The sequence below is a fragment of the Enterococcus sp. 3C7_DIV0644 genome (genome assembly GCF_002141235.1).
Classification (GTDB): domain Bacteria; phylum Bacillota; class Bacilli; order Lactobacillales; family Enterococcaceae; genus Enterococcus_D; species Enterococcus_D entomosocium.
In genome coordinates this window covers 3,375,730-3,390,109 of sequence record NZ_NGLK01000001.1, presented here as the reverse complement: position 1 = coordinate 3,390,109, position 14,380 = coordinate 3,375,730, and the positions used below count along the sequence as shown (strand labels likewise).

General features: G+C 42.6%; 15 protein-coding genes and 1 riboswitch. Of the genes, 5 read left to right on the top strand and 10 right to left on the bottom strand.

From position 1 onward, the window contains the following. Positions 1-103: 103 nt before the first annotated feature. The 3 genes from A5877_RS16040 to A5877_RS16030 all read left to right on the top strand — a co-directional run bounded on the left by A5877_RS16040 (position 104) and on the right by A5877_RS16030 (position 3,295). A complete protein-coding gene (locus tag A5877_RS16040; RefSeq protein WP_081118538.1) occupies positions 104-538 on the top strand; it encodes a hypothetical protein in 435 nt (144 codons plus the stop codon). Positions 539-639: 101 nt separating this feature from the next. Then, positions 640-1,245: a DUF1054 domain-containing protein gene (locus tag A5877_RS16035; protein WP_086317284.1), complete on the top strand. Its 606-nt coding sequence runs from the start codon at positions 640-642 to the stop codon at positions 1,243-1,245. A gap of 1 nt (position 1,246) precedes the next feature. After that, positions 1,247-3,295, top strand: a complete 2,049-nt coding sequence (locus A5877_RS16030) for a penicillin-binding transpeptidase domain-containing protein (protein WP_016620874.1) — start codon at positions 1,247-1,249, stop codon at positions 3,293-3,295. Between the two features lie 45 nt (positions 3,296-3,340). Here A5877_RS16030 and purB read toward each other — a convergent pair whose 3' ends face one another. From purB to A5877_RS15985, 9 genes are all read right to left on the bottom strand, one after another. Beyond that, on the bottom strand, positions 3,341-4,639 hold the full coding sequence (gene purB, locus A5877_RS16025) for an adenylosuccinate lyase (protein WP_086317282.1): 1,299 nt from the start codon (positions 4,637-4,639) through the stop codon (positions 3,341-3,343). Positions 4,640-4,652: 13 nt separating this feature from the next. Beyond that, on the bottom strand, positions 4,653-5,771 hold the full coding sequence (gene purK / locus A5877_RS16020; protein WP_172634721.1) for a 5-(carboxyamino)imidazole ribonucleotide synthase: 1,119 nt from the start codon (positions 5,769-5,771) through the stop codon (positions 4,653-4,655). Then, positions 5,764-6,252 (bottom strand): 5-(carboxyamino)imidazole ribonucleotide mutase, encoded by a 489-nt coding sequence (purE, locus tag A5877_RS16015; protein ID WP_016620876.1) that lies wholly within the window; start codon positions 6,250-6,252, stop codon positions 5,764-5,766. Before purE ends, purK begins: the two co-directional genes overlap by 8 nt. Positions 6,253-6,583: 331 nt before the next feature. Continuing rightward, positions 6,584-7,888 (bottom strand): nucleobase:cation symporter-2 family protein, encoded by a 1,305-nt coding sequence (locus tag A5877_RS16010; RefSeq protein ID WP_016613324.1) that lies wholly within the window; start codon positions 7,886-7,888, stop codon positions 6,584-6,586. Next, positions 7,888-8,469 (bottom strand): xanthine phosphoribosyltransferase, encoded by a 582-nt coding sequence (locus A5877_RS16005; RefSeq protein ID WP_016613323.1) that lies wholly within the window; start codon positions 8,467-8,469, stop codon positions 7,888-7,890. Before A5877_RS16005 ends, A5877_RS16010 begins: the two co-directional genes overlap by 1 nt. Positions 8,470-8,545: 76 nt before the next feature. Beyond that, positions 8,546-8,643: riboswitch (purine riboswitch) on the bottom strand. 82 nt (positions 8,644-8,725) lie between these two features. Beyond that, the gene (locus A5877_RS16000; protein ID WP_008381475.1) at positions 8,726-9,403 is read right to left on the bottom strand and encodes a hydrolase; all 678 of its coding nucleotides are present in this window, start codon (positions 9,401-9,403) and stop codon (positions 8,726-8,728) included. A gap of 20 nt (positions 9,404-9,423) precedes the next feature. Beyond that, on the bottom strand, positions 9,424-10,029 hold the full coding sequence (locus A5877_RS15995) for a glycoside hydrolase family 73 protein (protein ID WP_005236425.1): 606 nt from the start codon (positions 10,027-10,029) through the stop codon (positions 9,424-9,426). Then, a complete protein-coding gene (locus A5877_RS15990; protein WP_086317476.1) occupies positions 10,026-11,036 on the bottom strand; it encodes a M15 family metallopeptidase in 1,011 nt (336 codons plus the stop codon). The genes A5877_RS15995 and A5877_RS15990 overlap by 4 nt, the downstream gene beginning before the upstream one ends. 32 nt (positions 11,037-11,068) lie before the next feature. Beyond that, complete coding sequence (locus A5877_RS15985) at positions 11,069-11,572, bottom strand: hypothetical protein (RefSeq protein WP_086317279.1); 504 nt, start codon at positions 11,570-11,572, stop codon at positions 11,069-11,071. Between the two features lie 123 nt (positions 11,573-11,695). On the opposite strand from A5877_RS15985, the gene A5877_RS15980 reads away from it, so the two are divergent. Then, positions 11,696-12,652, top strand: coding sequence for a Gfo/Idh/MocA family protein (locus tag A5877_RS15980; protein WP_086317277.1), 957 nt, complete (start codon positions 11,696-11,698; stop codon positions 12,650-12,652). A 33-nt stretch (positions 12,653-12,685) separates the two neighbouring features. Here the strand turns inward: A5877_RS15980 and A5877_RS15975 are convergent, their stop codons facing one another. Continuing rightward, a complete protein-coding gene (locus A5877_RS15975; protein WP_086317276.1) occupies positions 12,686-13,648 on the bottom strand; it encodes an aromatic acid exporter family protein in 963 nt (320 codons plus the stop codon). Between the two features lie 98 nt (positions 13,649-13,746). Between A5877_RS15975 and A5877_RS15970 the strand changes: the two genes are divergently transcribed. After that, positions 13,747-14,346 (top strand): aromatic acid exporter family protein, encoded by a 600-nt coding sequence (locus A5877_RS15970; RefSeq protein ID WP_005231932.1) that lies wholly within the window; start codon positions 13,747-13,749, stop codon positions 14,344-14,346. The last annotated feature ends 34 nt before the right edge of the window (positions 14,347-14,380 follow it).

The following is a 14,380-nucleotide window of genomic DNA, read 5'->3' as shown; positions in this document are numbered from 1 at the left end:
CATTAATAAACACGAATGTTCGCCTTTTATCCCGTCAAGCAAGTTTACCTCTCCCGTTTGACTGGCGAAGGGTTTTATAAAGCGTTTACAACATTCTATTTTCATGCTATATTTAGGTCGTATTGTAGCTACATTCAAGGAGGAGTACTATATGTGGTCGCTAAAGAATCGTGCTGAACTTTTTTTAGCTCATTTATCAGACAAAGAAAAACAACAGCTCCATAACGAATTATTGGCCGTGCAGCAAATCCTTTCCATCAACCAACAAACAAGTTTCTATGTATTCAGTCCCTTCAAAAAAGGGGCACGTCCTCACTATGCGGAAGAACAAAAAAGAGTCTTACAATTTCAAAATGGCCGCAATGACGAATTGATCATTCACCAGATTCATCGTCAAAGCTTATTTAAACATACGTATTCTTTCCGTATTTATTTTAACTTAGAAGAAATGGATTTTTCTTTCTTGGATGATCTTCTGCATCTTTTGAAGGAACAAAGCCTTGCCCCTACCTTTAACTTAAGTCCCGCTGCGAATTAGCTAGTGATCACTAAATAAAAAAAAGATAAAAAAAACAAAAGCCCGAAATTTTACGGGCTTTTTTTGTTATACTGTTTTCAGACAAAAGAAAGGACACGATTATGCTATTTACAAAACAGTCATTTGATGTTTTTGCTTTAGAAACATTAGAAGAAAGAATGGAAAAAATCCGTTCAGAGATCCAGCCAATTTTCCAAACCATCGGCGAGGCAGCGATCCCATTATTTGAAGAAAGCTGTCACGAACCTTTTTATTTGCATATTGCTCAGCATCGGCGTAGAACCGTCTACCCTCCTGCCGAAACGTGGGCGGGGATCGGCCCTAACAAGCGTGGTTATAAAATGGATGCCCACTTTCAAATTGGGATCAATCAAGCGTATGTCTTTGTTTGGCTCAGTGTGATCGATCAACCGAAAAATCAAGCAACGATCGCGGAATCTTGGCTGGCTCAAAAAGAATTATTTGATCAATTGCCAGCAGACTTTACGCTATCTCCTGATCATACCAAGTATGACCACTCTCCAATCGCTAAATGGCCAACCTACTTAGAACGATTACAGAAAGTCAAAAAAAGTGAACTTCAGATTGGCAAGATTTTTCCGAAAAAAATGATCGAAGACGTTGAGATGGCGGATATTTTAGCAGTTTATCAAACGCTGTTGCCGCTTTATCACGCCCGTTTGTCGGCACTAAAGGAGGAACAATAATATGTCAGAAAACCGGCGCTCTCGCAAAGAAAAACCAGCGAAAAAACCTAAGCGTTTCGTCTGGCTGGCACTCCCTGCCGCCTTATTAGTACTTGGTGGCGGTTATTATGGCTATACAGTCTATCAAAATCGACAAGAAGAAGCAGCAGCAAAAAAAGTCCTCAATTCCTTTATCGGTGCTATATCTGATCAGAAGTACAGCAATCTATCTGCTTTACTGACCGAAGAAAGTTTGGAATCAAACGGCTTTACCGCAGACGAAGTCTCAGCAAAATACGAAGCGATTTTCACTGGTATCGGTGCCGAATCATTTAAAGCTTCAGGAATTGAGGTAACGCCCGATGATAAGGATTCCGATCAATTCAATTTCCAATACAACGGTTCCTTAACCACCTCGTTAGGTGAATTAACCGAGCTGTCTTATAGTGGCACGATTACTCTGGCTGATGACCAAGCCAAGATCGATTGGTCGCCTCAATTGATTTTTCCGGGAATGGAAGGACAAGACAAAGTTAGTATCTCTGTAGATAATGCCACACGTGGAGAAATCTTAGACCGAAACAACGAACCGCTAGCAGAAAATGGCACGCTCTATCAACTAGGCGTCATTCCAGGACAGCTGGGTACGGGAGACGAAAAAACCGCCAATATCAAAGCAATCGCGGAGCGTTTTGACCTAACAGAAGATGCGATCGATCAAGCATTGGCTCAATCGTGGGTCCAAGATGAGTTGTTCGTTCCCTTGAAGATTATCGAACCAACCGATGAAATGCCAACTGGAACAAGTTTAAAAGAAACGACGGGACGGACTTATCCTCTTGGAGAAGCCGCTGCCCAGTTGATTGGTTATCTAGGGAACGTGACTGCAGAAGATATCGAAAAGGATGAAACGCTAGCAAGCAACGGACAAATTGGTCGTAGTGGTCTGGAAGCTGCCTTTGACAAAGAGTTGCGGGGCGAAAATGGCGGAAAAATCGCCATCACAGATGAAGACGGTGCTGAAAAATCGGTTCTTTTAGAAAAAGAACGGGCAGATGGTAAAGATATCCAACTGACCATTGACGCACAAGCCCAAAAGACAGCTTTTGACGCCTTACAAAATCAGGCGGGGTCCACGGTCGTCACAGAACCAAAAACCGGTGATCTGCTGGTATTAGCCAGCTCACCGAGTTATGATCCCAATAAAATGACCCAAGGGATCTCCCAAGAAGACTACGATGCGTATGAACAAAACGAAGACTTGCCTTTCATCAGCCGCTTTGCTACGGCCTATGCACCAGGTTCGACCTTTAAGACCATCACGGCAGCGATTGGCTTAGAAAATGGTACGATCGACCCTACCCAAAGTATTGCGATCGATGGATTGAAGTGGCAAAAAGACAGCTCGTGGGGGGACTACTTTGTCACCAGAGTCAGCGACGTAGCTTCTGTCAATCTAAAAGATGCACTGGTTTACTCTGATAACATCTATATGGCACAACAAACCTTAGCTATGGGTGAAGATGCTTTTCGTAACGGTTTGTCGAAATTGATTTTTGGTGAAACGTTGGATTTACCGATTGCGATGAATCCTGCTCAAATTTCCAATGAAGACTCCTTCAACTCAGAGATTTTACTGGCAGATACCGGCTATGGACAAGGAGAACTGTTACTGAATCCCATTCAGCAAGCTGCTGCTTATTCGGTCTTTGCCAATCAAGGAAAACTGGTTTATCCTCGTTTATTGAAAGAGGCAGAGCAAAAAGACAAAGAAGTCTTTAAACCAGAGACGATTGAGCAAATCAATCAAGATTTGACAGCTGTTGTCTCAGATGCCAACGGAACGGCACACTCTTTGGCAGCGCTGAACATTCCGCTAGCTGCCAAAACAGGAACTGCTGAAATCAAAGAAAAGCAAGATGAAAAAGGCCAAGAAAACAGCTTCTTATTCGCCTTCGATTCGCAAGATCAAGGATTTCTGATGGTTTCCATGTTAGAAGATCGCCAGGAAAACCAATCAGCAACTGGTTTAGCACCTGATCTATTGACCTACTTAGCTGAAAATTATTAAAAAAGCCGCAACCTTAAGACGGAGGTCTCAAGGTTGCAGCTTTTTTTATTCGGCTAAACCGACACGTTCAAAGATCGTGTCAACTTGTTTTAAATGATGGTTGTAATCAAACGCATCATCCAAATCAGCTTTGGTCAAAACATCCGTGATTGCTGGATCAGCTTCTAACAATGGGCGGAAATCCGTTTGTTCATCCCAAGCTTGCGCTGTTTTCGGCTGAACCAAGTCATAGGCTTGCTCTCTGGTCATCCCGTGATCGATCAATTTCAACATCACCCGTTGGCTGTAGATCAATCCAAAGGTCGCATTCATATTGCGCTTCATATTCTCTGGGAAAACGGTCAGATTTTTGACGATATTGCCAAAGCGATTCAGCATGTAATCGATCAAAATCGTCGTATCCGGAATAATGATCCGTTCTGCCGATGAATGTGAGATATCCCGTTCATGCCAAAGGGAGACATTTTCATAAGCCGTCACCATATGACCGCGAACGACTCTTGCAAGTCCGGCCATATTTTCAGAACCGATTGGGTTACGCTTATGGGGCATGGCAGAAGAACCTTTTTGTCCTTTGGCGAAGAATTCTTCAACTTCCCGCGTTTCTGATTTTTGTAGTCCACGGATCTCGGTGGCGAATTTCTCAATGCTGGTTGCGATCAATGCCATTGCTGAAAAATATTCTGCATGTAGGTCACGAGGCAATACTTGCGTGGAAATATCTTGCGCACGAATCCCTAGTTTTTCACAGACATACTCTTCGACAAATGGAGGGATATTTGCAAAGGTTCCAACAGCACCACTGATCTTTCCAGCTTCGATCCCTTTTGCTGCCCGCTCAAAACGTTCAACATTGCGTTTCATTTCTGAATACCACAAGGCTAATTTCAAGCCAAAGGTCGTTGGTTCCGCATGAACACCATGGGTACGTCCCATCATCACGGTATGCTTGTATTCTTTGGCTTTTTCACCAATGATCGTCACGAAACGGTTCAAATCTTCCCGAATCAAATCGTTGGCCTGTTTCATCAAGTAACCATACGCCGTATCAACAACATCCGTCGACGTCAAGCCGTAGTGGACCCATTTACTTTCATCACCCAAAGATTCAGAGACTGCTCGGGTAAAAGCAACCACATCATGTCGCGTTTGCGCTTCGATCTCTAAGATACGGTCGATATCAAAGGATGCTTTTTCACGAATCAATGCAACATCCTCTTTCGGTATCTCTCCTAATTCCGCCCAAGCTTCGTCAGCTAAAATCTCGACTTCTAGCCACGCTTGGTAGCGATTTTGATCGGTCCAAATAGCACCCATTTCTGGTCTTGTATAACGCTCTAACATGTTTTTATCTCCTTTAATCCCAAATATTGGTTTGATAGATTTCTTCAGTGGTTTCTGCAATGTCTTCCGTCAAAATAGTGATATGTCCCATTTTGCGACCGGTTTTTGCTTCTTCTTTGCCATAGTAATGAAATTGCCAAGCAGGTTTTGTGGCAATCAGATCATAGGTTTCTGTCAATTCATCTCCTAAGACATTGACCATGACTGCTGGTGAAAGCAAAGAAACTTCCGGCAACGGCCAGCCACAGATGCCGCGGATATGAGCGTCAAACTGACTCATGGAGCAAGCTTCGATCGAATAGTGACCCGAATTATGCGGACGTGGCGCCAATTCATTGACATACAAGCCGCCGCTTTTGGTCAGGAACATTTCGATGGCTAAAACGCCTTGCAGATCCAAAGCTTTTGCAATAATGTGAGCGATCCGTTTGGCTTCTTCGGCAACTTCTGGATCAATGTGCGCAGGAGCGATCGTTTGATGCAAAATATTGTTACGGTGGATGTTTTCTACCACTGGGAAAGTGGTAAAGGTTTCTCCATTACCGGCAACTAAAATCGATAATTCTTTTTCAAAAGGAATCCATGCTTCTAATTCGCAAGTTCCTTCGCGAAGTAAATTCATGGAAGGCGCCAAATCAGCCGTACTGTAAAGCACGTGCTGTCCTTTTCCGTCATAGCCGCCTCTGGTGGTTTTTAATACACAAGGGTAACCAATGCTATCGATGGCATCTTGGATGTCTGTCGGGCTGATGATCGTGGCATAAGGTGCAATCACGATATTGTTTGCCTCTAAAAATGACTTCTCTAACAAACGATCTTGAGTGATTGCTAACAGATCGGTGCCTTGAGGGATATGTGAGTAAGGCAAAATAGAGTTCAATGCTTCAACACTGACATTTTCAAATTCATAGGTGATTACATCGGCACGTCGAGCCATTTCTTCTAAAGCAAACACATCATCATAGGCAGCAACAATATGCCAATCAGCGACTTGGGCTGTTGGACAATTGGCAGTAGGGTCTAAAACGCCAACCCGAAAGCCCATTTCTTTGGCACTCATTGCCATCATACGACCTAGCTGTCCTCCGCCAACGATTCCGATCGTTGCGTTGGGCATTAAAGGTTTAATCAAGTTGATCACTACTTTCCAATACGATTTCTTTTAATGTATTTCTTCGTGCGTCTAATTTCTCCGCTATCTCTAAATCATACATGGAAAGCATCTGGGCTGCAAGTAGTCCTGCGTTAGTTGCGCCAGCTTTTCCGATCGCCGTTGTTGCTACTGGTACACCACCCGGCATTTGCACGATCGATAAAAGGGAATCCAAACCGTTTAATGCGCGTGATTGGACGGGAACACCAATGACCGGCAATGTTGTTTTAGCTGCCACCATTCCCGGCAAATGGGCAGCGCCACCCGCTCCTGCAACAATGACTTTAATCCCTTTTTCTCGGGCTGTTTCTGCAAATTCGAACATCAAATCTGGTGTACGATGTGCCGAAATGACTTTTTTCTGATAAGGTATCGCTAACTCATCTAAAATCAAGCAGCACTCCTTCATTGTTTCCCAATCTGATTGACTTCCCATAATCACTGCAACTGCTGGTTTCATTCAATTTTCCCTCCAACGATTCTTTACGATTCTCTTCTGAATAAACCTCAGAAGTATTTTTCTTACGAAAATCATTTTGTTAGCAACCTTTTGTCGCTACGTCTGAGATATCCCGAAGTCACATGGCTCTGCTAACAATCACTTTCACCTCTAAATAGTAACGAGTAGCCCGTGCAATGTCAAAATATTTTCGAACTATTAACAAATTTTACTTTTCATTGTTCGCTTTTATCTCAAAGATATGTATTCAACACGTCAGATAACCGATAATAAGACAAATAAAGGAACAATACAAAAAATCCAGACGAATCCTCGTCTGGATCAAATAAACTTACTGTTGCAAGCGCAATTCCGTCACTTCGTCTGTTTCTTTCGGCAGCCCATTAAAGAACAGATTCAAAACAATGGCAGTCAAACTACTCATGACGATCCCATTGCCTGTAAACATTTGAACGGTTTCAGGCATTTGACTGAATAAAGTGGGCATCATATTGAACCCTAAACCAAAACCGATTGATACTGCAATCACTAACAAGTTCTTGTCATTCATAAAATCAACTTTGCTCAGCATTCTCATCCCTTGAACAGCCACCATGCCAAACATCACTAACATGCCGCCGCCAAGCACTGCCTCTGGAATGATCTGTGCGATGGCACCGACTTTTGGAAACAACCCTAATACGATCAAAAAGATTGCTGAAAAGAAAATCGGACGGCGCGTCTTAATGCCTGAAAGTTGAACCAAACCTACGTTTTGTGAAAATCCAGTATAAGGAAACGTATTGAAGATCCCACCAAGGATCACCGCCAAGCCCTCCGCACGATAGCCGCGCTTTAAGTCATTGCCTGTAATCGGTTTTTCAGTAATGTCTCCCAGTGCAAAATAAACGCCTGTGGATTCTACCAAACTAACGATGGAAATAATGATCATCAAGACGATCGACCACAGATCAAAGGTTGGTAAACCGAAATAAAAAGGCTGTGGCAAATGAAACACAGGTGCATGAGTGATGGCAGAAAGATCAACCAAGCCTAATAATGCTGCTAAAATAGTCCCACCGATCAAACCGATCAGTACGGCAATCGAGCGAATAAAGCCTTTGCCAAACACTTGCACGCCAATGATCAGCGCAATCGTCACAAAGCCTAACAATAAATTCGTTGGATCACCAAAGTTAGCAGCTGCGGCATCCCCTCCACCGATTTTGGTGATGGCGACTGGAATCAAGGTCAAGCCGATGACGGTAATCACCGTTCCTGTCACCAATGGAGGGAACAAAACTTTGATTTTCGAAAAAATGCCGGCGATCAAGACAATGAAAATCCCAGCAGCAATGATCGCTCCGTAAATCGCACTGATTCCTGATTTGGTGCCAATCAAAATCAATGGGGAGACAGCTTGGATGGCACAACCTAAAACGACTGGTAGGCCGATCCCAAAAAAGCGGGTGACGACTAATTGCAAAAGCGTAGCGATTCCGCACATGAAAATATCGATCGAGATCAAATACGTCATCTGCGCTTCATTAAAGCCGAGGCCTGTTCCAATCAACAAAGGGACGGCAACAGCTCCTGCATACATCGCTAGCAAATGCTGCAAGCCTAAAACTGCTGAACGGCTATTCGTCTCTTTCATTAGGCATCTCCTTCTAAAAAGCTAACTTGGCCTTCCGACAATGAGGCGATTCGTGCTAAGGAAACAACGGGGATTCCCATTTCTTCAAGCAATTGTCGACCAGTTTGGAATGATTTTTCAATGACGATCCCAATGCCAACGACTTTTGCTCCTGCTTGCTGACACAATTCGATCAATCCTTTTGCAGCTTGTCCGTTTGCTAAGAAATCATCAATTATTAATACCGTATCATCTGAAGATAAGAATTTCTTAGAAATCGATACTTGGCTGGTCACTTGCTTAGTAAAGGAATAGACCGATGCGGTCAACAACTCTTCATCCATCGTCAGACTCTTTGCTTTTCGAGCAAAGATCATTGGTACCTGCAACTTTTCTGCAGTATAAAGTGCTGGTGCGATCCCTGAAGCTTCGATGGTCACTACTTTGGTGATCCCACTTTCTTGAAATCGTTCTGCAAAAACTGTACCGATTTCTCTCATCAACTCATAATCCACTTGGTGGGTCAAAAACTGGTCCACTTTGAGAACCCCTTCACCCAAGACGTTCCCGTGTGTTTTGATACGCTCAACTAATTTATCCATCCTAGCTCTCCTCGTTCCTTTCTATTCCATCCTGAAAAAAAAGACACTCTTTTTGCCAAAGCAAAAAAAGTGTCTAACAGGCACGATTTTTACTTATAGTCCGATATTTACGGTATCGGGTAGAGACTGTCGACCATATTTCGACGATATACAAGTAATTTTTAAATGATAGATTCGATTATGCCTGTCTTTGATTAAAAACACAAGCATGGAATGCCCTTTATAAATAAAAATATTCTCATTTGTGGATCATTTGCTACTCTGGTTTCTCCATATCACGATAGTGCTCCATCTTTTTACTGAAAAGCTCCCCGTTGGAAGGCGGCGTGTAAGTGATCGCATTCGCACCTGCTTCAATCGTTTCTAAGATGCTCTCCTCAGTTGGACCACCCGTTGCAATGATCGGCAGCTTCGGATATTTTTTACGGAAGAAAGCCACGGTATCCGCTGTGTCCTTGCCGGCACTGATATTGATGACCTTCACACCAGCTTCAAGTTTGGCATCAATTTCAGTATACTTACTCGTTACGGTACTGATAACGGGAATATCCACGACTTTACAGACTTGCTCCACAGTTTTCAATGGCGTGGGTCCGTTTAAGACGACCCCGATCGATCCCTGAGCTTCAGCAAACATGCTCATATAAGAAGAGCGGAATCCTTGGGTCAAGCCGCCGCCGACACCAGAAAACACTGGAATATCCGCTGCTTCGATAATTGCTTTCGTAATTGCTGGGTGCGGTGTAAAAGGATAGACCGCTATCACAGCGTCCGCATTTGTATTACGGATGATCGCAATATCCGTAGTAAAAATAATGGAGCGGATTTGTTTCCCAAATATTTGAATGCCGCTAGCCTCTCGAATAACTTTAGGCACTTTGACGATATCTTTGCGTAAATCAGTGGTGATTTTTGGCATATATTTTTCTTCCATAAGCAGCCAACTCTCTTTTCTTATTGATCAAATCGATTCAATTGGTAGGTTTCAATGACTTGAATGATTTTGCTGGCATAATCTGGATCCGTTGCATATCCTGCATCTTGTAAGGCTTGTGCGGCACTGCGGTAGTCGTTTGCTGTCAAGACATCTACATAAAGCGCAGGATTCCAATCAACACCATTTACAAACAACATCGTATGATCATCCATTGATTCTTCCCAAGTATCATAGACACGAAAATCTCCTTGAATCGTGACCCATTCTCCATTATAAAACTCTTGGGTATCTAATGTCACCTTTTTTGAATGACCAAATGACTTGATGCCAAATAAATTATTGTATTTGCTGGCTAGAGAACTCTGGCCCCAATCTGATTCAAGAATCGCCTGACCTATAATGATACTTGGTAAAATCCCATAGCCTTTTTGCAGTTCTTGCGCGTAAGGAGCAATGCGATCGATAAATTCTTCATGAGAGATCGCTTCAGTATTTGTTTCTTCCTCTTTCGGAAGAGGATCCGCCAAACTATTTAAGGAAAAAATAAAAGCAATCCCAATTAAGAATAACCCTAGAAAGACTAATGGGAAACGAGTCTTCTGTTTTTTTCGTCTTGCGCTCATTTTTTCACTTCCTTTGTCTGACTAAACACGTTCTTAGCGAACAAATCGCCTCCACTCATCAACAACTCTTCTTGTGCTCGTTGACTATTTTCTTGATTTCTAGTAAGAGAATTAGTAAAGATCCAGTCCTCCTGCAAAGGATCTGCCACTTCGTGATACGACAGTTCTGCTTCTTTACGAGTGATGTGTTCTTTTGCCTCATCAAGAAACTCTTCGAATGTTACCTCATGTTCTTCAATATATGTCGCCACTTCGACGCCTACATAGCGTAAATGCCATGGTTCATAATCGATTTGGGTAATGTCATGTTTCCCTTTCGGATAACGGATGATGAACCCATACTCTCTCGCATGGGCTTGTAGCCATTTTCCACCGTCTGTAACGCCGAATCCCTCATTGAGAAGTTCGCCTGTATGATTTTGATACCAGTCTTCATCGATTACGTCAATCGCAAGACCGGTATGGTGCTCACTATATCCCGGTTCAGTAAAGGTCAGTTTCGTGATACGAATTGCTTCTTCTTTTGTATTCCCTTGGCGGATCAAGCTATTGACATTGGCATCGAATATTTCCTGTTGATACTCTACCGAACGGTAAGCAGAGACCATGACTAAAGGATATCCAGCCACCTTTGCTGCGTCAGCTAGTTCTTCGTATGCCGAAACGATTCGCTTGTCCACAAGGTAGCCATTTGATAATTTCCCCAAATCTTCTTGCGCGATTTCGCTGACGATTTTATTTTTTGGTCCTACCAGAGCCAATGACCAATCATCCAATGAGACAGTTGGGAAATCATCTTCGTTCACTTCATCACTAACAGCTGCTTGTTCTTGCGCATCCTCTGAGTATTCCGTCGAAGTTTGACTGCTGGATTCAGTTGTTGCGCTCGTCACTGTTTGAGTAGTAGAACGAGCGATACTTAGATTCTTTATTGGGGTGACTGCGGTCACTCGGTTCACTTGAATGGTTAAAAGAACCAGAAACAAGAATCCTGCTGCCGCAGCCATTCCATAATACTTTTTCAAAAAATACCCTACCTTTAATTATAAGTTTCTTCCAGATTTTCTTTAACCCACTCTAACAACTCGATTTTTTCATTGCGGATCTGCTGCTGAACAACAGCGGGCAATCGGAAGTTTAATATATCATCATAACCCCACTCATCATACGTAATACTGACTCTCAAATCAAGGTATTGGGCTGTTTCTTCAGATTCTGTTAACAATTCGACTTTTGCTAAATCGCTACCTAGCCACGTTCTGGCGATTTGGGTTTTCATTTTTTTGAACTCGACGACCGCTTGATTGCGTTTTTCTGGATAAATGACGGTCTGGCGAATGATTTTTTGGATCAGCATCCATTCATAATCCGAAAACAGCAGTTTCACTTTCTGATTTTCAGCAGGCGATAAACTCATTGTGCCGCTTTTCCAAGCTTCCCATTGCTCCTCAGTGATTCCTAAATGTGTCTCATAAAACTGTTTTTCTGATGTATATTGCTCGATAATCGTATTTAAAATAATGGCTATTGATACATTATGCATATGTTATCCCTCCTCTTCTATATTTTACTGAAAGTCAGCCGTAATGGAAACTTTTTGCGATTGTTTTTGATTATTTTAAAGAATTCATTTCTTTTGTTATACTAAATATGAAGGAGATGATCAATGATGAAAAAATACCGTTGGGGAATGATTGGACTTGGAGACATCGCGACACAATTTGCCGCTGGTTTTTCCAATGAAGCAAGTGAACTGTATGGAGTCAGCGCCCGCAGTTTGCCAAAAGTCCAGGCCTTTGCCGAAAAATACGCTATCCCCCATGCTTATGAAAGCACAGATGCTATGCTGGAAGATCCGCAAATTGATATTGTGTACATTGCAGTACCTAATGATCTTCATCACGAATTTATTATGAAAGCTCTAATGGCCGGAAAACATGTCCTCTGTGAAAAAGCCATTACGACCAGTGCCGATGAATTAGCTGAAGAATTGACCTTAGCCAAAGAAAAAAATCTGATCTTAGAAGAAGCTATGACGATCTTCAATATGCCGGTTTATGCACGTTTGAAAGAAGAGATCGATGCTGGACGCTTAGGAAAATTAAAAATGATCCAAGCACCATTTGGCAGCTATAAAGATCCTGATCCCACCAATCGTTTCTTCAACCCAGATTTAGGTGGCGGTGCGTTACTGGATATTGGCACATATGCCGTTTCATTTGCTCGCTTTTTCATGACGGATACGCCAGAAGTGGCGTTTAGCAGCATGAAGCCCTTCTCTACTGGTGTAGACGAACAATCTGTAACGATCCTCCAAAATCCAGCTGATGAAATGGCTAGTGTCACGCTGACTTTTCAAGCGAAAATGCCTAAAACCGGTATCGTCGCTTTCGAAGAAGGATACATTACCGTAGATGAATACCCTCGTGCGGACAAAGCCGTGATCCATTTCCGAGATGGAACAAATGAAGTGATTGAAGCTGGCGACAGCAGTCAAGCCCTTAATTATGAAATTGCCAATATGATCAAAGCCATCGATGGCGAGATCGAAGGATCGATCCATTTGACCACCGATGTCATTGACGTTCTTGATCAAATGCAAGCTTTTTGGGAACAACAGTAAAAGTGAAAAGACTCCTTTGCAGGAGTCTTTTTTTTAGCGCTCCATCGTCTGAATCTGTTCAGAAAAGTCGGCTTTGATTTCAATAAAACTTTTAAAGGTTTGCAGAAACTGAAACAGCTGGGCCCGATTTTCAAATTCTGCTCTTGTTTGCGGCAATGGTTTTTGTCGATAATCTTCGTATAAAGCTGCAATTTTTGCCAAGATCTCTTTTCCATCGTTATTTTCATGAAAGGACTGGGCGGTAAAGGATAGCAGCTCTTGAAACGCATTTGTATAGGCTTCTTCTACCCAAAACAATTGTAATAGATCAACCATTTCCAAGAGTAAGCGCGCTTGACTTTGCCGCATGGTGAAATACTCTTCATAATAAGAGGCTTCTCCTCGCCACTGGTTTTCACTATGAACCATCGCTTGCTGTTTGCCTTGCTTGATTTCTCCTAACAATGCTTGGCAAACATGAGGGAGCGTCGCCTTTTCTTTTTCTGTTAACGCGATCGACATGTCTTTTAAAAGACTTTTAAACGTTTCTTCCACCAACTGCTGTTTTTCTTTCAATGCCCGTTCGCCGTCTGGCATATACAAGTTAAATAAAAGTGCAAAGCCGATGCCAATACTCATCAACAAAAAAGCATTTCCAATCAATGGCCAAGCAAAAGAACGTTCCATCATATAATGGGTCACCAAGACCGAATTGACCACGATCCCATCGGTTAATTTGAAATAGACTGCCGTCGGAATAAATAGGAAGAGAAAAAGAACAAAGCCCAGCGGACCAAAGCCTAAAAGATGAAAGCTGACAAAAGCTAGGAGCGTCGCGATCGCCAAGGAAACCAAGCGACCGATTCCTGTAAAGAGCGAGGTTTTCTTTGTATTCCCAACACTCAAAATTGCGATGATCCCTGCGGCTGGTGCATACAATAGACCGATCTGCTGAGCAAGAAACATGGACAAACCGGCAGCAACTGCTGTCTTCACTGTTCTCAATCCAATTTTCATTTTTGTCACCTCCTTTGAAAAGTATACTAAATTGTGAGGAATAAGACTAGAATTTCTCAACAGCATTGGGTATGATTAAGTAAAGGGGGCATTCTACCATGAAACTGGGGCGTTTTCGCTTAGGTATGCGAACGATAAAAACAGCCATCGCTGTCATGCTTTGTATTCTGCTCTTTCATTTCCTTGATCGCGGCCAGCCTTTGATTGCTGCCTTGTCTGCTGTCTTTTCATTGCGACAAGACCTGACAACAACAATCTCTTTTGGGAAATCACGGGTACTAGGAAATACGATCGGCGGCGGTACAGCCATTTTTTATTTTTTGACGAAGCAATATTTTCAAAATGATTTTCTGATCGAATTGTTTGTCCTGCCCGCACTGGTCATCTTTGTCATCGTTTTTTCAGATGGCATCAATAACAATTCTGGCATCATCTCTGCCATTGCGACGATGCTGTTGATCACTTCCAGTGTCCCACAAGGGGAATCGATCATCTTTGCATTGGACCGTGTGCTTGATACCTTTATCGGTACCTTAGTTGCCCTGTCAATCAATTTTGTTATTCGACCACCTGAGGAAGAGAAAAAAGATGAGATTCAAGAAGATTTGGTCGTGCTAAGGCAAAAAGAGCTTGAACTAAAAGCCATGCTAGAAGAAGTCCAAGGGGAAATCTCTGAGCAAGAAAAACAAGAAAAATAAAAACAGCCTTTTTCCAGAATGCTTCTGAAAAAAG